Annotated in this window: 20 protein-coding genes and 1 tRNA gene; 9 read left to right on the top strand and 12 right to left on the bottom strand. The window is 60.5% G+C overall.

Features of this window, described 5'->3' with window-relative positions:
* Nucleotides 1-68 precede the first annotated feature (68 nt).
* A complete protein-coding gene (locus ACK509_RS12225) occupies nucleotides 69-1,091 on the top strand; it encodes an AIR synthase family protein (protein ID WP_410766819.1) in 1,023 nt (340 codons plus the stop codon).
* Here the strand turns inward: ACK509_RS12225 and ACK509_RS12220 are convergent, their stop codons facing one another.
* Nucleotides 1,092-2,054, bottom strand: coding sequence for an alpha/beta hydrolase (locus tag ACK509_RS12220; RefSeq protein ID WP_410766818.1), 963 nt, complete (start codon nucleotides 2,052-2,054; stop codon nucleotides 1,092-1,094). It lies immediately after the preceding gene.
* 81 nt (nucleotides 2,055-2,135) lie between these two features.
* Between ACK509_RS12220 and kynU the strand changes: the two genes are divergently transcribed.
* Nucleotides 2,136-3,413 (top strand): kynureninase, encoded by a 1,278-nt coding sequence (gene kynU, locus ACK509_RS12215; RefSeq protein WP_410766817.1) that lies wholly within the window; start codon nucleotides 2,136-2,138, stop codon nucleotides 3,411-3,413.
* A 122-nt stretch (nucleotides 3,414-3,535) separates the two neighbouring features.
* On the top strand, nucleotides 3,536-4,006 hold the full coding sequence (locus ACK509_RS12210; protein WP_410766816.1) for a hypothetical protein: 471 nt from the start codon (nucleotides 3,536-3,538) through the stop codon (nucleotides 4,004-4,006).
* Here the strand turns inward: ACK509_RS12210 and ACK509_RS12205 are convergent.
* The 4 genes from ACK509_RS12205 to ACK509_RS12190 are packed head-to-tail and all read right to left on the bottom strand — an operon-like array spanning nucleotide 3,993 to nucleotide 6,171.
* Nucleotides 3,993-4,691 (bottom strand): SDR family NAD(P)-dependent oxidoreductase, encoded by a 699-nt coding sequence (locus tag ACK509_RS12205; RefSeq protein ID WP_410766815.1) that lies wholly within the window; start codon nucleotides 4,689-4,691, stop codon nucleotides 3,993-3,995. The genes ACK509_RS12210 and ACK509_RS12205 overlap by 14 nt on opposite strands.
* Nucleotides 4,692-4,741: 50 nt before the next feature.
* Nucleotides 4,742-5,149, bottom strand: a complete 408-nt coding sequence (locus ACK509_RS12200) for a desampylase (protein WP_410766814.1) — start codon at nucleotides 5,147-5,149, stop codon at nucleotides 4,742-4,744.
* The gene (locus tag ACK509_RS12195; protein WP_410766813.1) at nucleotides 5,136-5,705 is read right to left on the bottom strand and encodes an NUDIX hydrolase; all 570 of its coding nucleotides are present in this window, start codon (nucleotides 5,703-5,705) and stop codon (nucleotides 5,136-5,138) included. Before ACK509_RS12195 ends, ACK509_RS12200 begins: the two co-directional genes overlap by 14 nt.
* A gap of 52 nt (nucleotides 5,706-5,757) precedes the next feature.
* On the bottom strand, nucleotides 5,758-6,171 hold the full coding sequence (locus ACK509_RS12190) for an Lrp/AsnC family transcriptional regulator (protein ID WP_410766812.1): 414 nt from the start codon (nucleotides 6,169-6,171) through the stop codon (nucleotides 5,758-5,760).
* Nucleotides 6,172-6,268: 97 nt separating this feature from the next.
* On the opposite strand from ACK509_RS12190, the gene carA reads away from it, so the two are divergent.
* Nucleotides 6,269-7,345, top strand: coding sequence for a glutamine-hydrolyzing carbamoyl-phosphate synthase small subunit (carA, locus tag ACK509_RS12185; protein WP_410766811.1), 1,077 nt, complete (start codon nucleotides 6,269-6,271; stop codon nucleotides 7,343-7,345).
* 139 nt (nucleotides 7,346-7,484) lie between these two features.
* Entirely contained in the window at nucleotides 7,485-8,513 is a 1,029-nt protein-coding gene (locus ACK509_RS12180) for a PAS domain-containing sensor histidine kinase (RefSeq protein ID WP_410766810.1), read from the top strand.
* A gap of 25 nt (nucleotides 8,514-8,538) precedes the next feature.
* Here the strand turns inward: ACK509_RS12180 and ACK509_RS12175 are convergent, their stop codons facing one another.
* Together ACK509_RS12175 and gatD are read right to left on the bottom strand one after the other, a co-directional pair.
* Nucleotides 8,539-9,444, bottom strand: coding sequence for a GNAT family N-acetyltransferase (locus ACK509_RS12175; RefSeq protein ID WP_410766809.1), 906 nt, complete (start codon nucleotides 9,442-9,444; stop codon nucleotides 8,539-8,541).
* Between the two features lie 4 nt (nucleotides 9,445-9,448).
* On the bottom strand, nucleotides 9,449-10,696 hold the full coding sequence (gene gatD, locus ACK509_RS12170) for a Glu-tRNA(Gln) amidotransferase subunit GatD (protein ID WP_410766808.1): 1,248 nt from the start codon (nucleotides 10,694-10,696) through the stop codon (nucleotides 9,449-9,451).
* Between the two features lie 294 nt (nucleotides 10,697-10,990).
* Between gatD and ACK509_RS12165 the strand changes: the two genes are divergently transcribed.
* Nucleotides 10,991-11,479 carry a hypothetical protein gene (locus ACK509_RS12165; protein WP_410766807.1) on the top strand — a complete coding sequence of 163 codons (489 nt, stop codon included), beginning with the start codon at nucleotides 10,991-10,993 and terminating at the stop codon, nucleotides 11,477-11,479.
* Here the strand turns inward: ACK509_RS12165 and ACK509_RS12160 are convergent, their stop codons facing one another.
* Entirely contained in the window at nucleotides 11,480-12,133 is a 654-nt protein-coding gene (locus tag ACK509_RS12160) for an ArsR family transcriptional regulator (RefSeq protein WP_410766806.1), read from the bottom strand.
* Nucleotides 12,134-12,198: 65 nt separating this feature from the next.
* Nucleotides 12,199-12,876: a DUF1405 domain-containing protein gene (locus ACK509_RS12155; protein WP_410766805.1), complete on the bottom strand. Its 678-nt coding sequence runs from the start codon at nucleotides 12,874-12,876 to the stop codon at nucleotides 12,199-12,201.
* 127 nt (nucleotides 12,877-13,003) lie between these two features.
* Here ACK509_RS12155 and gpmI point away from each other — a divergent pair, with 127 nt between their 5' ends.
* Nucleotides 13,004-14,542 (top strand): 2,3-bisphosphoglycerate-independent phosphoglycerate mutase, encoded by a 1,539-nt coding sequence (gene gpmI / locus ACK509_RS12150; RefSeq protein ID WP_410766804.1) that lies wholly within the window; start codon nucleotides 13,004-13,006, stop codon nucleotides 14,540-14,542.
* Nucleotides 14,543-14,580: 38 nt separating this feature from the next.
* Here gpmI and ACK509_RS12145 read toward each other — a convergent pair whose 3' ends face one another.
* Nucleotides 14,581-15,231 (bottom strand): TVP38/TMEM64 family protein, encoded by a 651-nt coding sequence (locus tag ACK509_RS12145; protein WP_410766803.1) that lies wholly within the window; start codon nucleotides 15,229-15,231, stop codon nucleotides 14,581-14,583.
* Between the two features lie 88 nt (nucleotides 15,232-15,319).
* Between ACK509_RS12145 and ACK509_RS12140 the strand changes: the two genes are divergently transcribed.
* Nucleotides 15,320-15,688 (top strand): DUF5830 family protein, encoded by a 369-nt coding sequence (locus ACK509_RS12140; protein ID WP_410766802.1) that lies wholly within the window; start codon nucleotides 15,320-15,322, stop codon nucleotides 15,686-15,688.
* 52 nt (nucleotides 15,689-15,740) lie between these two features.
* Here ACK509_RS12140 and ACK509_RS12135 read toward each other — a convergent pair whose 3' ends face one another.
* On the bottom strand, nucleotides 15,741-16,781 hold the full coding sequence (locus ACK509_RS12135) for a hypothetical protein (RefSeq protein WP_410766801.1): 1,041 nt from the start codon (nucleotides 16,779-16,781) through the stop codon (nucleotides 15,741-15,743).
* A gap of 128 nt (nucleotides 16,782-16,909) precedes the next feature.
* Between ACK509_RS12135 and ACK509_RS12130 the strand changes: the two genes are divergently transcribed.
* Nucleotides 16,910-17,058 (top strand) — tRNA-Met (locus tag ACK509_RS12130).
* Nucleotides 17,059-17,142: 84 nt separating this feature from the next.
* Here ACK509_RS12130 and ACK509_RS12125 read toward each other — a convergent pair.
* Nucleotides 17,143-18,447 carry a hypothetical protein gene (locus tag ACK509_RS12125; protein ID WP_410766800.1) on the bottom strand — a complete coding sequence of 435 codons (1,305 nt, stop codon included), beginning with the start codon at nucleotides 18,445-18,447 and terminating at the stop codon, nucleotides 17,143-17,145.
* Nucleotides 18,448-18,450: the final 3 nt, after the last annotated feature.

Raw genomic sequence — 18,450 nt, 5'->3', positions numbered from 1 at the left:
AGGCGTAGTACTGTCTCGACCTCGAAGTCGATGAGTACGTTCTTACTCGCCCGTCACCGAACACGCCTATGACAGACCTCGGAAAGGTCGACCGCGACTTCTTCGCCGAATACATCTTTCCCAGACTCGGCGCGTCCCGCGACGACGTGGCACTCGGTCCGACACACGGCGTCGATTTCGGACTGCTCGACCTCGACGGTACGGCCGTCGCACTCGCGACCGACCCCGTCTCGATTCTTCCCGAACTCGGATTCGACAGAGCAGCACGCTTCGCCCTCGATATCATCCTCACCGACGTTGCCGTCTCGGGGCTCTCACCCTCTCATCTCGCTATCTCGTTCACGCTCCCGCCCGAGATGACCGACGAGGAGTTCGCAACCCTCTGGACCGCCCTGCACGAAGAGGCCGACGACCTCGGTATCTCTATCGTCACTGGTCACACCGCCCGCTACGGCGGGTGTTCGTACCCGTGGATTGGCGGTGCAACCGCGCTCGCCGTCGGCGACCACGAAGACGTGATTCGCCCGGACGGTGCCCGCCCCGGCGACGATATCCTCATCACGAACGGCCCCGCCGTCGAGACGACCGGCCTGCTCACGACGCTCTTTCCCGAGGGCTTCGACGGCCTCGACGCCGAAACGCTTGCAACTGCCCAAGAACGATTAGACGAAACTGGTGGCGTCCGCGACGCGATGACCGTCTCCGCGGCGGGCGGGCGTGGCGTTCACGCCATGCACGATGCCACCGAAGGCGGTGTCCACGGCGCACTCAACGAAATCGCCGCTACCGCCGGTGTCAAACTCGACCTCGATTCCTCGAGCATTCCCATGCGTCCGGGCGTCCGCGAAGTGTGCGACTATCTCGATATCGACCCGTGGCACTCGACCACTGCCGGGACACTCATCATCGCGACCGACCCCGACGTGACCGACGACGTGTGCGATGCACTGGCCGAACACGGAACGGCGGTCGGCATCGCCGGAACAGTCACCGACGGCGCTGGTGTCGTCATCGACGGCGAGGAAATCGAAGTACCGAGTAGCGACCCGTCGTGGGACGCCTACGAACGACTCGCGCACAAAACTGAGTAATTAGAGCCCAGTTTTCATGGCCGCCGCAACGCGGTCGAGGGCGGCGTCTGCGATATCCACGTCGGCGGTCAAACTCAGGAATCCGTGTGGCATCGCTGGTTCGTGGTCGTGGACGACTTCGACGCCTGCCTCGCTGAGTGTATTCGCGTAGGCCGCGCCTTCGTCTCGAAGCGGGTCGAACCCCGCGGTGACGACGTAGGCTGGCGGCAACCCCGTGTGCGACGATGCTCGAAGCGGTGCCGCGAAGGGGTTGTGTCGATGATAGGGAGACTCCAGATACGTCTCGTGGGCCCACGCCACGTCGCGGCGGGTGAGAAGCGGCCCCTCCGAATTTTCTTCGAGCGAGGGATGTTCCAGTGAAAGGTCGGTCATCGGATAGAGGAGAAATTGGCTCGCAATCGCTGGCCCGTCGAACTCACGTACCGAGAGACACGTCGCGGCCGCGAGGTTGCCACCGGCACTCGTCCCCGCGACGGAAATCGAATCGGTATCCGCACCAATCGACGACCCGTGTTCTGCGACCCATTCGACCGCAGCAACGCAGTCTTCGAGACCGGCAGGAAACGGGTGTTCGGGGGCGAGTCGATAATCGACGGAGACGACGACGCACTCTGCGCGCACGGCGAGTCGCCGACAGACTCCGTCGATGGAGTCCAGCGTTCCCATCGCCCAGAGGCCGCCGTGGAAGAAGACGAGAGTTGGACGGTGTGCTGCGGGAGCCGGATGGTACACCCGAATCGGAATTTCGTCGTCTGGTCCCGGGATGGCGAGGTCGGTGATGCGGGCGACTTCCGGGGCATCGCTCGCCGAGAACACCTCGTCTTCGATTCGTCGGGCACTCTCGACATCGAGCGCAGACCACTCGGGGATACCCAACTGCGAAACCTCGTCTACCACCGCTTGTGCCTGTGGGTCGAGTGCGTCCACCGCAGGTGCAGATGCGAGACCGAAACCCTCGTCCATACACGTAGCGCGGAGCGAATACAAAAAAGCGCGACGGCGCGGGGTACAAAGCTACTTCTCGCGCGCATCCGTTGCTCGACCATGGACGGCGAGGACGGTATTTCTCTCAGCGATGCCCGCGAGCGCGACGCATCAGACCCGCTTTCTGACCTCCGCGAGCGGTTCTCGATTCCGGACGGCGAGTTGTACATGGACGGGAACTCCCTCGGCCTGCTTTCAGACGACGCCGAAGCGGCACTCGACCGGGCGGTCGAACAGTGGCGCGACCTCGGCATTCGCGGGTGGACCGACGCCGACCCCGACTGGTTCACCTACGGCGAGCGACTCGGTGAGCGACTCGCACCGCTCGTTGGGGCCGACTCCGAAGAAGTCGTCGTCGCCAACTCCACGACGGTCAACATTCACGCCCTCGTCGGCACCTTCTACGACCCCGAACGCGGCGAGAAAATCGTCGTCGATTCACTCGACTTTCCGACCGATCACTACGCGATTCGCGGGCAACTCCGGAGCCACGGCGTGAACCCCGACGACGCCCTGCGCGTGGTCGAGAGTCGAGACGGTCGAACCATCCGAACCGAGGACGTACTCGACGCTATCGACGGCGACGTGGGGATGGTGTTTCTCCCCTCCGTACTCTACCGGAGCGGCCAGTTGTTCGATATCGAGGCCATCACCAAAGCGGCCCACGACGCGGGCGCACTCGCCGGATTCGACCTCGCGCACTCGGTGGGCGTGATTCCACACGACCTCTCGGATATTGGTGTGGACTTCGCCGTCTGGTGTCACTACAAGTATCTCAACGCCGGTCCCGGCGCGATTGCCGGTCTCTACGTCAACGAGCGTCACTTCGGAACCACGCCCGCACTGGCCGGGTGGTGGGGCAACGACAAGGAGACGCAGTTCGACATGGCGCTCACCTACGACCCCGCGCACTCGGCGGGCGCGTTCCAAGTCGGGACGATTCCGATTCTCTCGTCGGCACCGCTCGACGGCGCGCTCGACATCGTCGAGGACGCTGGCGGCGTCGGCCCACTCCGCGAGAAATCGCTCGAACTCACCGACTACCTCATCGAACTCGTGGACGAACGATTGCCGGGGTGCGAAGTCGGCACCCCGCGCGACCACGACGCCCGCGGCGGCCACGTCGCCGTCGAACACGACGAGGCCTATCGCATCAGTCTGGCGCTGAAAGAACGCGGCGTGATTGTGGATTATCGCGTCCCCAACGTCGTTCGAATCGCCCCGTCGCCTGCGTACATCGGGTTCGAAGACGTGTACCGAACGGTCGAACATCTCCGCGAGATTCTGGACGGGGAGGAGTACGAGGAATTTGAGAGGCGCGGTGCTGGCGTGACGTGAGAGGCCGCAGGGCCGCCGGGGATTTCACACCAAACGACGGTCCCATTGGAATGGCTAGCAACGAATGGTGTGACAAGTAACGGATGGTTTCATGCGTCTAGGTAACGTATTACGTGGCAGTCATGTTACGCACCGTACTTAGGGTAGTCGGTATCGTCGAACTCTTTCGACCAGGTGCGCTCGTCCGGACTGCAGAGCGACTGGCGCTCGAAAACCCAGACGAGTGTGAGATGCGACCCTGGATGACCCCCGTGATTCGGAGTGAAGGAGCGATACTCATGGTCCTCGCGCGTCGGGGTGGGTCGTTGTCGTCGTTCAAGAAGTTCGTCGGCGTCATCGGAGTACTCGCCATGCTGTTCCCACGCGCGTACGTCGATTACGGGAGCAAAATCGCCTACACCGACGCAGAACACTGCGAGTGGAAACCGTGGGTGTACCCGGCGACACGACTCGTCGGCGTGTACTACGTACTCGTCGCGCTGAACGAATTCAGAAAGGGCACTGCTGAACCCGCTGTGGACGAAGATTCGAACGACCGCGAGTTCACGAATCGACTCCGAAGCGCCGTACCGCTACCGATTACCAGTCGATAACCTGCTTCTTCCGCCAGAATTTGCCCGAGGGACTGCCTGGTTTGAACCGCGAGAGCCACGTCGGCGTCTCCGCACCGTCTTCGACCGACCGAGATGCGTTTTCGCCGCCCATGTCGGTCCGAACCCAACCGGGACACACCGAGTTGGCAATCAGGCCGTCGTCGCCGTACTGGCCTTCGAGATACGCAGTGAGACCGTTGATTGCAGTCTTCGAAATTCGATACGAGGGCGACCCACCGGACTGTTCCTCGCCAATCGCGCCCATGCCGGAGGAGACGTTGACGACTCTTCCGCCGTCGTTCTGGAGGAGAAGTGGCACGGCGTGCTTGCACATGAGCATCGGCCCGCGGACGTTGACGCTCAGGGTTCGGTCGATGGTTTCGGTCGGTTCTGCGACGATGTCGTCACCAAACTCACCGATTCCGGCGTTGTTGACGAGGATATCGAGACGGCCCTGGTCGGCGAAGATACCGTCTACGACCTCTTCGATGTCGCCTTCTTGGGTTACGTCGAGGATGACGCGCTCGGTTCCCTTTGGCGTCTCGTTCATCATGCTTCGAGACCCGGCGTAGACGGTTGCGCCGAGGTCACGGAGGTTTTCGGCGATTTGGCGGCCGATACCTCGATTTGCGCCCGTGACGAGGGCGACCTGTCCCGTCAGGTCGTCGTAGAGTTCGGGTTCCATAGGGGTGTGTGAGAACTCGGGGCGGTTATTCTCACCGAAGGCGGGCGAGGTCAGGAGAGGTGGATTTGCTCGAAGTCGTCACCGGTCCACTCGTACGCATTAATCCGCCCATCTGGCGAGCAGATGAGATACACGTAGCCCCGCCACGACGCCTGTGCTCTGTCGGTCGCACTCGGAAGCGGAGCCGTCTCGGGGTGTGAATGGTAGAATCCGACCACAGAATCGCCCGACTGCTCCACGTCTTCGATTATCGAAATCGTCTCTTGGGGGTCGAGTTCGTACGCGACGCGTGGCTCGTCGGCGACGTTCGAAACGGGGAGAGTCTGAGAGATAGTGTTCGCACTGCCAGCGAGGATGCCGCAGACTTCTGCTGGAGGCTCCCGAGATGCGCCCTCGCGGACGTGTTGGAGGAGTTCCTCGCGGGCGCGAGAGTCGAGTGTGAGTTCAGTCGAAGTCACGACGCATGGCGATTTCGAACCACGGGCACAGGCGCAGTTGACGGTACCACTTGGGGTGGTCGTTGAGGTGTTCGTAGTCCACCCAGAGCATTCCAGCGATTTCCTCTTCGTCGGGGTTGAGCGTGGTGTCTTCGAGGGTGACCTTCAGGACGGCACAGACCTCCCATTCGAGACCCGAGTTGCCGTAGTAGCGCTTGTACTCGAACTTGTCCGTCACACGGAGGTCAGAGTACTGGTCGGGCGTGATGCCGAGTTCGTCTTCGAGGCGCTCTTTCGTCGCGTCCTCTTGGCTCTGACCTTCGACGGGGTGAGAGGCGACGGTGCCGTCCCAGTAGGTGTCCCACAGGCGCTTGTTGGGTGCGCGCTGGGCGAGAAGAAGTTGCCCCTCTTCGTTGAACACGAGACACGTGAAAGCGCGGTGGCGGATGCCGTCGCCCGTGTGGGCGTCGAGACGGTTCACCATCCCCTCTTTGTTGTCGTCAGAGTCGACCGCGATGACATCTTGCATGGCGTTCTTGTGGAGTTCCGTGGCCTCGTCGGCCTGTGCGTCGCTCATGTGCGTTTCGTCGGAGGCGGGGGTCAATTATGCTTCGATGCGAACCGGAACCTTACCCGAGTCGCTCGTCGAGAATGAGTCGCGTTTTGGTACTCTTCACGTCGTCGTGTTCGCGCGCACGCGTAATGAGGTCGTTCACGGCACGCGTGTCGGCGGCGTCGACGACGAGGACAATGTCTTCTTCACCCGAAACCTGCCACACGAAGTCCACATCTTTCCACTCGGCCATCAACTCGGAGACGTTGTTGGTGTCCACGTCCACCGCGACGGTCACCTCTATCATCGCTTTCAGATTCCCGGTTCGGGTGGAGATGGTAAAGCGCTCGATGACCCCACTCTCGACCAAGCGTTCGACACGGTTTCGAACGGTCCCCTCGGAGGTCCCGACTTCGGCCGCAATCTCGGTGTTTGGCGTCCGAGCATCCCGTCGAAGGATATCGAGGATACGCCGGTCCAGGTCGTCCATATTTCATTTGCCACCTCAACACTCTTACCGATTACGAATTTCGTAACTCGGCTTCGAAAGTAACACTTATGCGCCCGCCTTCCGTTCGTATCTCGTAATGTCGGACGCCTACCTGGCTCTGGAGGATGGTCGCGTTGTCGAAGCGCGTGGCCGTGTTCCGGGACGCACACGCGGTGAACTGGTGTTCACAACTGCATACACTGGCTACGAAGAAAGTCTAACTGACCCTTCGTACGAAGAACAAGTTCTCACCTTCTCGTACCCCCTCATCGGTAACTACGGCGTCCGAGCCGAGCGATTCGAGTCCGACCGAATCCACCCCCGTGCCGCTATCGCTCGTGAGTTCACCGACGAAGTGGTCGAATGGCTCGCCGACGAAGGCGTACCCGCGGTGGACCACATCGACACCCGTGACCTCGTGACCGCGGTCCGCGAAGAGGGTGCGATGAAAGTCGGTATCGTCGTCGGCGACGACGCGACACCCGAAGCCGCAAAGGAAGAACTTGCGAAGTGTAAGGGCATGAGCGAACACACCGACATCGGCGCGCAGGTCACGACGACCGAGCCTGTGACCTACGAAGGCGACGGCGACACCACTGTTGCACTCGTGGACTGCGGTGCGAAGAAATCCATCGCCGACTCGCTCGTCGAACGCGGTGCGACCGTTCACGTCCTCCCGTACGATGCGACTGCGGACGACGTGTCGGCACTCTCGCCCGACATCCTGTTCATCTCGAACGGCCCCGGCGACCCCGAGAACTACATGGCTGCACGCGAACTCGTCTCCGAGTTCGCAGGCGAAATCCCGCTCGCAGGCATCTGTCTCGGCCAGCAAATCATTGCCAGCGCACTCGGTGGCACTACGGAGAAGATGGCGTTCGGCCACCGCGGCGTCAACCAACCCGTTCGTGACCTCGATACGGGTAAGGTCATCATGACGACGCAGAACCACGGCTACACTGTCGCCGACCCCGGCAACCTCGACGTGACGCAAGTCAACGTCAACGACGGCACTGCCGAAGGACTGGCTAGCATCGACCTCGATGTCATCACACGCCAGTACCACCCCGAGGCACACCCCGGCCCCCACGACTCGCTTGGCTTCTTCGACGACGTCCTCGAGATGGCATCGGCGGGAAATGGACATAAGCGGAAAGCCATCGTCTCGGACTAACCGCGTACCAACCTCGGTTTTCGATACGAGAGTGACCTTCTAGCGACGTGTCTCTCGTTTTTTTCGCCTGATGGTAGATATCCGGTCACGTCGTTTTTCAGAAGAAAGCGTCTATTCGTTGTAGTGCGTATGGGTGCGCATGTCAGAGGTGTCGCTCATCGAACGTGGGTTCGATGAACTCCCGACGGAGGTGGCACTTCTCAACACCTCCGGCGATATCGTCTACACGAACAGAGCGTGGCGGACCTTCGCCGAGGCAAACGGCTACGAAGGCGACGTCGACTCGGTCGGGGTCAACTATCTGGAGGTGTGTGATGCCGCTCGTGACGAAGACGAACTCGCGGGCGTCGTGGCCGATGGTATTCGGTCGATACTCACCGGGATGCAGGACATCTTCACTGCCGAGTACCCCTGCCACTCGCCGTCTGTCTATCGCTGGTTCTTGCTGATTGCAGTTCCCTTTACGACCCAGCGCCACGGCCAGTTCGCTCTCGTGATGCACCTCGATATCACCGACAGGCGACTTGCCGAACTACAGGTAAACGAGAAGAACCAGCATCTCACGATGCTCATGCAGTTGTTCTCGTCTGAACTGAGCGAAGAACTCGACAAGGCCCGAAAACTGGCTGAAAAAGTCGCCGAGGGCGACGGAGAGGATGCCGAAGCACTCGCAACCATACTCGAACACATCGAGGCGGTACTCGGACGGAGTATCGCGCTCGCCGACCAGACGCGGACGGTCGAATTAGAGCCAATAGACTTCAGAGACGCCGCCACATACACGTGGAGCGACATCGAGAAAACGGACGACGTTTCGGGTCACATCGTCGGAAACGGCACGTTCGCTGCGGACCGACACCTGTTTGGGCTTCTTCTCACGTCGATTCTGGTCAACCGAATCGAAGGGACACCAGTATCGAGCGCCCCATCCTACATCGTTATCGGAACGACCACAGACGGAATTTTCGTCGAAGACAACGGCACGCCACCATCGAAAGAACAGCGAACGATAGCAACGCCAGAAGGGCAGTTACTCGGTGTCGATTACGAATCGGTCGGTCTCTCGATTGCAAGCCGAATCGCCGACCTCCACGGGTGGTCGTTCACGGTTTCGGACTCGGAACTCGGCGGAATTCGCGTCGAAATCGGTGAAATCACGTGGGAATGACGCCGATTACGGCAACTCGGCGACCTTACGACAGTTCGGCGTCCATGACGAACGTCGGTTCTTCGGCAAGCCCACTGTACGTGTAAGCGACGTCGGATACCCAGTCGATACCTTCCGGTACGAGAACACGAGTTCGGTCTGCACCGACTGCTGCTGCATCCTTTCGAACCGCATCCATGAGTGCCTGACACGCGGGTTGTGAGTCCCACGCCGCGACGGCGTACTCGGCCCACGTCACCGTCTCGCCGTCGATTTCGCGCGAGTAGGTTCGGTTGCGGTAGGTCATCCCCGAGACGTGGTCGTCGCCGACGACGAGCAGGCGACCATCGTCGGCCACCTCGTGCAGGCGTTCGCGCGTCAGTTCCGAAACGGCCCACGACTCGACCGGGTCGAGCGCGAGTCCCTTCAGTTCGTGGCGCGTGTCGCTGTCGGTCCAGAACGCCCACGCGGCGTCGGCATCGGCGCTGACGCGCAGGTCAGATTCGGACTCAGCATTCGGTTCGGGCGTCGCCCACCGGAACTCGATTCCGGGTTCGAATCCCGCGGCACGCGCGGTGGAGAGACTCGGGATGTTCCACGAGTGAATCATGTTGCGGACGCGCTTTGCACCCCGTTCGCGCGCCCAGTCGAACAGCGCGTCGTTGAGCTTCGTCGCGTAGCCCTGTTTGCGGTGGTCGGATGCGACACGCATTCCCTGTGCCCATGCCTCGTACTCGGAGAGCATGACTATCTGCGCGATAGCGACAACCTCGCCAGATGGCGTCTCGTCGCCGATATCGACGAGAAGCGTCACTTGCGTCCGCTCGCCGGGGTCTATCCAGTCGTGATAGATGTCGGGGATGTAGTCCGACCCGCCGCGGTCGGACCACGTATCACTCGTGAAGGCCACGACGGCGTCGTAGTCTTCGGGGCGTGCGGGTCGTATCTCCATCAGGTTACTCCCAGGGAACCGACCGCTCGGTCAACTCGCCTTCGAGGTTCCGACCCATCGCATCCGTAGGATTGGCGAGGTTCGCAAGCGCCCACATGAGCTTGACCTTGGCCGTCCCCGGAAGCGTGTCGCCCGCTTCGACGACGCCTGCATCGAGCAGGTCGCGGCCGGTGTCGTAGACGCGGTCACAGACGCGGCCTTCGAGACACTGCGAGGTCATGGCGACGACCGTCCCGTCTTCGATGAGTCCCTCGATGCGGGGAATGAGGTCGGTGTGGATGTGTCCCAGACCGGTTCCTTCGATGATGAGGCCCGACTTGCCGTCGAGGTAATCGAGTGCCGCAGGGTCCATCCCCGGCGTGAACTTGATGAGTTCGACCTCGCTGTCGAGGTCGGCGTGGAGCGCGAGGTCCACAGACCCGCGCTCGGCGTAGTCACGGCGGTAGGTGACCTCCTCGGACTCGTAATCGACTTCTCCCAGCGGTTTCGCGCCGATGGTCTCGAAGGCGTCGCGCCGCGAGGTGTGATTCTTGCGGACGCGCGTGCCTTCGTGGAGCGCGCAGGCGTCGTCGGACTCGGAGGCGTGCATGCAAATCATGACCTCTGCGGCGTCGGCTTTCGCGGCTTCGACGGCGCAGACGGCGTTCATCACGTTGTCCGAGGACGGTCGGTCAGCCGAGCGTTGACTGCCGGTGAAGACGATGGGAACCGGCGTGTCGAGCATGTAGGACATGGCAGACGCAGAGTACTGCATCGTGTCGGTGCCGTGCATGACGACGACGCCGTCCGCGCCTGCTTCGACTTCTTCGACGATTGCTTCGGCGAGGTTCACCCAGACTTCGGGCGTCATGTTCTCTGAGAGGATGTTGGCGACGACGCGCCCGCGGTAGTTCGCGCGCCCGGCGAGGTCCGGCACGGCGCGAAGGACGTCTTCGGCGTCGAACTGCGCGGTCACCGCGCCCGTCCGGTAGTCGACCGTCGATGCGATGGTGCCGCCGGTCGAGATGAGCGAAATCGTCGGGAGGTCGTCGTCGAACTCGATTTCGGATGCGCCGCCCGTCTCAGACTGTGCGTCTTCGACGTCGTACACGTCTGTTTCGAGTACTTCCACGTCCGCATCGTCGCGGTCGATACCGATGTTGTAGCCACCTTCTAACTTGATGACGAGATGGTCCTCGGTCGACGACGGCATCAAGACGCCTTCGTTCGTAACGTCTCCGCGCGTGGCGCGGACACGGTCGCCTGCATTCATATCGCGGGATAGCGTGGCGGCAGACTTCAAACCCACCATTCCACCTTTTTCCTCCACGGGGTCGCTACGCGACCCGCTCACGTCATCAGAACGCTCTGCGTTCTGATTGGCTAACGAGACGCTTTGCGTCTCGTGAACGGCAAAAACCTGTCTTCGTGAGCGCCAGCGAGCGAAGGCTCGTGAGGCGCGAAGCGTCTCACGGTGGACCAAAAAGGCCGAGAGGTTCGATACCAGACCGCGACTGTGACCACTTCCAGCACAAGAGCCATCCTCTTCGCCCACGATTCGTAACGCATGCAACGGTCCGACCAACGCGAGTCCGAATCGTCCGTGGACGACATCCTCGCAGGGCTGAATCTCGACGACGACGAGTCGGCCCCAACGAAATCAAAATCGAGTAGTGGTCGCCTCGGCGGTCTGTTCTCGGTCAGGACGTTCCTCGTGGCGCTCGTCCTCTCCATCGGCGGGGTCATCGTCGGCGGGGCGATTCCACTCATCGGATTCATCGGCAACTTCCTCGGTATCGCCATGGCCGGGTTTCTCCTCGGCATCCTCGGGTCGAACCGACGGTACGTCGAAGTCGGTCTCGCCGGAGCGATTGCCGCCGGGTTCGCGTTCGTCCTCTCGACGCTCCTCTCGGTGTTCGCACCCTTCGCCCTCCAGTTGCTCGCCGACTACGGACTGGCAATCGCTGGCGTCGGCTCTGTGACTGGCGCGCTCGCCGGACTCGTCGGTCACTACTTCGGCAGAGACCTGCGCGACGGGTTGACGCGAGAAATCTGATTAATCGATGTGCCAACCGTCGGTTCGGCGGCTCACGAGACCGCCTTCGGCGAGGTGGTGGAGCGCCGCATCGACGATTCCGGGGTCGGCGTTCAGCTCTTTTGCGATGGTTCGAACCGACCGCGACCCGTGGGCGATGGCGGCGAGAATCTGCGCGTAGAATCGACTGTCTGCATCGACACCGAGTCGGTCGTTGATTCGGTCGAGAACGTCGGTGAGACGGCCCTGAACCCACCGCTGGGCGAGCGAGAGTTCGTTATCGAGTTCTTCTAAGTTCCCGAGTTCGCGCGCGAGGTCGGCGATGTCGTTGGTGTCTGTCTGTTCGACTTCGAGCGAGACGTGCGGGCAGCGACCCTTCATATCGAGCGACGGACTCGGTGGATACGCGCTCTTGGCCCCGAATCCGTAGGGAGAGACGTTCACCTCCAATCGAAGGTTGCGCGAGATGTGGAAGTACTTGCGCCGCTGGTCGTCGGTGTGTGACTCGATGAGCCCCGCCTCTTCGAGTTTTCGCAAGTGGTCGATAACGGCTTTTGGGCTGACGCCGAGGTACTCGCTAATCTCGGTGACGTAGCACGGTTTGTGCGAGAGTAGCCGCAGAATGCGACGGCGGTTTTCGTTCCCGAGTAGGTCAAGCAGTACCGCGGAATCCATTACCCAACCATAGTCGGTAGGTGGGGAAAAGCCTGACTCATAGTGAATGCTACGCAGTCGCCCGATTAGCGTTGCGACCGCTCACTCAAGGGTAAAAACAGTTGCGCGGCGAGGTAGACCGAGAGGAACGAGAGTCCGACCGTGATTCCGGCCAGCAACAGGCCCGCGTCGTACTTCAGTGGCGGATAGAACCCGAATCCGTAGTCGTACACGTCGTTGACGAGCGCGAGGACGAGCGCGAATCCGAGTGCGCCGCGCGTCGTCGCGCCGTACTTCGGGATGAGGAGTGCAAGCCCGATGAAGCCGATGTGGGTGAGCATGATTCCCCAGTAGTCCCAGAGGAGCGACCCAGTGAATCCGAAGTACAGGTCGGGTCTGAGATTGAGCGCGACGGCCGTCCAGATGCCGTACTTGACGAGCCAGACGAACGCGAGCGTGTGAAGGTACGCAAGTGGGCGATTCACGGGCGCGTCCGCGACGCGGCGGCCGAGGTTCGGGAGCAACGTCGCCGCCGAGAGCGTCATCAACGCGAGCGCAGTCGGCGAGTCGCCGAAGAGTGGGTAGAGAAACGTCGGAATGTCCGCGAGCGACGGGTCGGAGTGGACGTAGAAACTCACGCCGACGAGAAAGGCCGAAGCGTTGAGCAAGAGAAACACGACGAGGCTGGGCCCGTTGCCGAGGTAGTACTCTACCCAGTCGTCGAGTTTCGAGTCGAACTCCTGTGCGATGTCGCGGAGACGCATCGCCGAGTCGAACGGTGCCCCCGGAGAAAAGGCCGTCGGGACGGTATGCGCCAGATTCACACGGCCAAACGGGCGAATCACTGCCGAGAGCAAAGGACAATTACCGCGGGACGCCGAAGCACCGAACATGGACGCAGCACTCATCATTCTCGATGGCTGGGGACTCGGCGAACACGACCGCCGAAACGCCATCGAGGCCGCAGAGACGCCGAACTTCGACCACTACCGTGATTCTGGTGCGTTCGGAACGCTCATCGTCGATGGCAGACGCGTCGGTCTCCCCGAAGGACAGATGGGAAACAGCGAAGTCGGCCACCTCAACATCGGCGCTGGCCGGGTCGTCAAGCAGGCTTACACCGAAATCGGAGATAGCATCGAAGACGGGTCGTTCGACGAAAATGAGGCAATCACCAACGCGCTCGAACACGCCAAAGAAAACGGTGGGCGCGTCCACTTCATGGGCCTCGTCTCCGACGGCGGCGTCCACTCCGACCAAGAACACCTCCACTCGCTCATCAGACTCGCCGCAGAACACGATGTGGAAGCCGTCACCCACGCCTTTACCGACGGCCGCGACACGAGCCCGACCGGCGGCGAGCAATACCTGACCGACCTCGAAGCCGCCATCGACGAACACGGGACGGGACAAGTCGCCACCGTATCCGGACGCTACTACGCGATGGACCGCGACCAGAACTGGGAGCGCACCAAGCGCGCCTACGACGCCATCGTCGAACGGGAGGCTGAGTGGACCGCCGACAGCGCCGTCGAAGCCGTCACCGACTCCTACGACCGCGACGACACCGACGAGTTCATCGAGCCAACGCTCATCGACGACGCGCCCGCGCTCGAAGACGGCGACAGCGTCGTCTTCTTCAACTTCCGGTCTGACCGCGCGCGCCAACTCGTGCGCATGCTCTGCGACATCGAACCCGCGTGGGACTTCGAGACCACGCCACCGGAAATTTTCATGACGACGATGACGCAGTACGACAAGACCTTCGACATCCCGGTCGCGTTCCCGCCGAACCAACCCGAGGATACGCTCGGCGAGGTACTCTCGAATGCCGGGAAGACGCAGATGCGACTCGCGGAGTCCGAAAAGTACCCGCACGTCACCTACTTCCTCAACGGTGGCCGCGAAGTCGAATTCGACGGCGAAATCCGAAGTATCGTCAAGAGTCCGGACGTGCCGACCTACGACCTTCAACCCGAGATGTCGGCCGAAGAACTCACCGACACCGCCATCGACATCATCGAATCCGACGACCCGAACGTGATGGTACTCAACTACGCCAACCCCGATATGGTCGGTCACACGGGAGATTTCGACGCCGCAATCGCCGCCGTCGAAGCAGTTGACGACCAACTGGGCCGTCTCGTCGAAGCGGTCCAATCCCACGGCGGGCACGTCTGCATCACCGCGGACCACGGCAACGCCGACGACATGGGCACCGAAGACGACCCGAACACTGCCCACACCTACAACCCTGTTCCGTTCACCTATCTCACCCCAGAAGCGACCGACACCGAGAGTGAACACCCGTTCTCGGGTGGCCGCACGATTCGAGCAGATGGCTCGCTGTGCGATATCGCTCCGACGATGCTCGAATTAGTCGGCGTGGACCAACCGTCTGCGATGACCGGCGAGTCGCTCTTGGATTAAGACCGAAGTACGCCCTCTCTAACTGTTTCTGTCTGATTTTACTGGTGCTGACCGCGGTTCGGCTGACGGGTTTCTCGATAGTACCGATACGCAGGCCCGACGAGCAACGCGACACCACCGAGTGCGATGAGTGCGATGAACTCCGGTCGCAAGACCGCATCCAGCGACTCGGTGGTGAGCGTCTCGACTGACGCGCCCGCGACGACGCCTGCGACTGCCCACGGGATTTCTCCGAGTGCAGTCCCGACGACGAACGCACCGAACGGAACGTTCGCAACTCCGGAGGCAATCGAAACCACGTCGGAGGGGAGCGGAAACAGCCGACTCGCGGTCACGCCTCGGACCGTCCCCGTCACTGAGATAGCTTCTTCACCAATCGCTGCGAGTCGCCCGTCGCTTCCGTAACGGCGCGCAACCAAGTAGGGTGGAATGCTCGTCGCCACGATGAGTGCGAGCGCGAACGGGATACCAATCGGTCCGAAGCCGTAGCCAATCAGCAAGGCGAGAATTGTCGTCGGCCACGCCACAAATGGGCGAACGACGGCGAGGCCGACGGTGACCGCAACGAGTCGAACCGGGTCGGCAACGACCCACGCCGCGTGCGCAGTGACCGCGGCCGGTGAGACGAGAAATGCACCGATACAGACGGCGGCAATCACTGCTCCGAACGCGAAACGAGTGCGAGACACGGCGATGACTGTCCATGGATGTGCGGTCGTCAAACGCTTTGTGCTTCGGAGCGTTTTAGCCGTCTGCGCCTCGATTGTGTGGCGAGTCGTGACTGAACGAGAGCCCGCGCGCGTCGAACTCGCGCTCGAACTGCTCGCCCACCTCGAAGCCGACGAACTCTCGCTCGCAGAGGTCGTGGACCGTATCGAGACGGTGACCACCGACCCGACGCTCACGCGAGACATCCTCGATACCGCCGAAATGCGCGGCATCATCGAGCGCGACGGTGCGAACGTTCGCCATCGGCGCGGTGGCACGTTCGTCAGGTTCGAGAGCCAGGTCGTTCAGCGTGAAGGCGACTTTTCGTGTCGTCGGTGCGGCACGTCGATTTCGACCGGCCACTTCGTGAAATTCGAATCCGGCGAACTCGGGCCGTTCGGCTCGTCGTGTATCAGAAAAGTACTCGGGCGCGAGTGACGAGCGAGGACGGCATCCCACCTGTCTCGCCGTGAATGATTCGCCGTTGTCGTTAGCGCCCGCGACGAAGTTCCTCGATGAGTTGTTCGAGAAGCTTCTGCTGCTGTTGAATCTGTTCGGTTTGTGCCTGGACGACGTCTTTGAGCGCGTCGATTTCGGCTTCGAGGTCGGTGTGGGTTGGCTCGGCCGCAGATTCGAATCCAGAATTTTCGAATCCGAGGTCCGCCGCATCGGCGATGGCCTCTTCTGGTGCTTCGGTCGCTTGCGCCGCACTCCCGCCGGATGTAGCGGTCGCTTCGACCGCTTGGCCGACTGCTTGTGACTGTTCGGCTTCTTCTGCGCGCGTCGCGTTCTGTGGCTCGTCAGCGAGTTCTGCGGGGTTCGCACTGAGTGGGTCCGGTCCAGCACCGAAGTCGGTGTTGTCGCGTTCCGAGTCGGCTTCGTCTTCCTCGTCAGGCGCGACACTCAGGCGGAACTCTTCGAGACTGCTGACGCCGTGATACTCACAGAGCGCCGACGAGAGGCTCTCACGGACGAGACGTTCTTGTTCGTTCGGCGTCTTGAATCGCTCTTGTCGGCCGTTGGTGGTGAGTACGACCGTCGTTGCGACGCTTCCGGATTCGAATTCGAGGTTGGTGACGTCGTCGTAGTGGTACGATTCGTAATCTTCGTCCCACACGGCACTCCCGATGTGGCGAACGACACGGTTGTCGGTGACAATGAGTGTGAGTTCGCTGAAGCGGAACGCCTGAACGACACCTTCGCCTTCGTCGAGGACGCCCGCGCTCGTGAGGACTCCTTCGAGAATCGGCTGGAGGGCCTCGTCGAGACGCTTTACTGAGAGTCCGAACTTTTGACTCCCGTCGAGTCCGTAATCGAGGAGAATTTTCCCCTTGCGACGCCCCTCACTCACCGAGAGGCGCTCGGCATTGTGCGGAAATTCATCGACTGACTCGTCGGAGAGCAGGCCTTCAGCGCGATAGACCAGCGTTCGTGATGGGGTCACGAACAGTTCGTCCTCACCTCCGAGATGGATGCGCGAAACCACGGTCTCGCCGTCGAGGGTCGACTGGACGATCTCCGGTTGGCTCATGCGTGGGACCACCCAGTGTTAGGGCATAAATCCGTGGGTGATTCATCCAATCGAGCACTGTGGTGACGCGGCCCGAACTCAGACAAGATGAGAAGGTTAAATACTACCACCGCACAACGCCAAGTTGAGCCCGGGTGGCTTAGCTGGACATAGCGCCGCACTCATAGGGTTTCACAATCGGTGCGGAACGCCTTGGAAGCCTCCGCCCCTCGCGAAGTCATGCCGGCTTCGCACCTGGGACATGCGGAGATCGTGGGTTCGGAGCCCACCCCGGGCATTACTTTGATTTTACAACGACATTAGCCAGATATCTAGTTGCGTTACAGTCTACTACTTCTGTGCTGAAATCGACACAGTCTGCTCAATCAGCAAGCATCGAAGTGGTTAAGTGTTTGATTGAGTCGAACTCTCCCACTTCAGTACTGACCCCGTCAGAAAATATGATTCCGCGTATCTCTGGAACATTGACCTCATTAGAACCATACAGAAACTCTGCGTTGTGTTGAAGGAAGTAGAGATACTCGCATAGTTCACGAAGCCCGCGTGCAAATGTTTGTTTCGACCTTGTATATTTGACTTCACCAATGGTTATCTTCTCAATACAATCGTTTGGCCCATACACAATCGCGAGCAAATCTGGTCTTCCCGAGTAGAGTCCACTATTCGACGACTTGTCCAGAAATTCACTAACTACCCCCTGATATTCCTCATAAGCCAAGACCATACGCTGGAGTGGTTCAGGAGTTCCACGCTGTCTCAAAGAATCGCTATCTGGGAACTGTTCTGAAAAGGAGAGCGGACCTGTCCGGTCGTAATAGACTTCTACCCGTCCATTGGTTGCTTCGAAGGTCGCAAATGCACCCATACCGGGTTGAATTCGTTGAATTTTGTACCCCTGAACCGTATCAAACCGTCTCAAGTACTGAATAACACAGTATAGTTCGAACAGTTTAGCATCTGAAGCCGGGGTTACGAGCGTCTCGACAAACAGTTTTTGCACATCTGTGTTCTCATATCGGTCATTCACGAAATCATCAAATAGTCGATGTAATTCGTAGCAATCAACGTAGAACTCGTGCCGAGAGCACCTTGCTGCGTTGAGGTCCCGAGCTGAAAGAGTGATCTCGCTAACTGAAGGAAGTCTGCTCAGGTACACATTCTCTTCTAGCTGTCGGATGACCCACTCTGGACTCGGGTCGTCCCATCCTTTCCACCACGGTTGGTCAACCTCTTTGAGGAGTTTAATTCCATCAGCGAGTACAGAGAGTACGCATTTGAGAACACGGTTTTCAGGAGTGTTGGACTCTACTGCAGGCGTATTAATGGTGAATAAGGTGGGGTCATCGTAACCGCGGGCGGCACGTGATTCAAGGGTTTGCTTCCAGTCAATCTGACCCCGCACCTCACCCTGCGTCTGCACCGTTTGGCTTCGAGTTGTTGTAGAAATACGCCGGAGACGTTCTGGAAGTACAGACACGAAATTTTGGACTCTTTCGGACAACACAAAATGCAGCGTCTTTAACTCGGTGACAGTATCCAAACTTTCAAACTGTGGCGTATGTGTCTCTGCAAGTTGGACCGCGTTAATTTCTCCATTACCAAGATATGCTAATAACTCATTGGCTACTGAAGACTCCAAATCTGCACGGGGTGTTTTTAAGGCCATGCG

The sequence above is a fragment of the Haloferax sp. DFSO60 genome (genome assembly GCF_046557615.1).
Lineage (GTDB): Archaea > Halobacteriota > Halobacteria > Halobacteriales > Haloferacaceae > Haloferax.
This window is presented reverse-complemented; position numbering and strand designations above follow the sequence as displayed.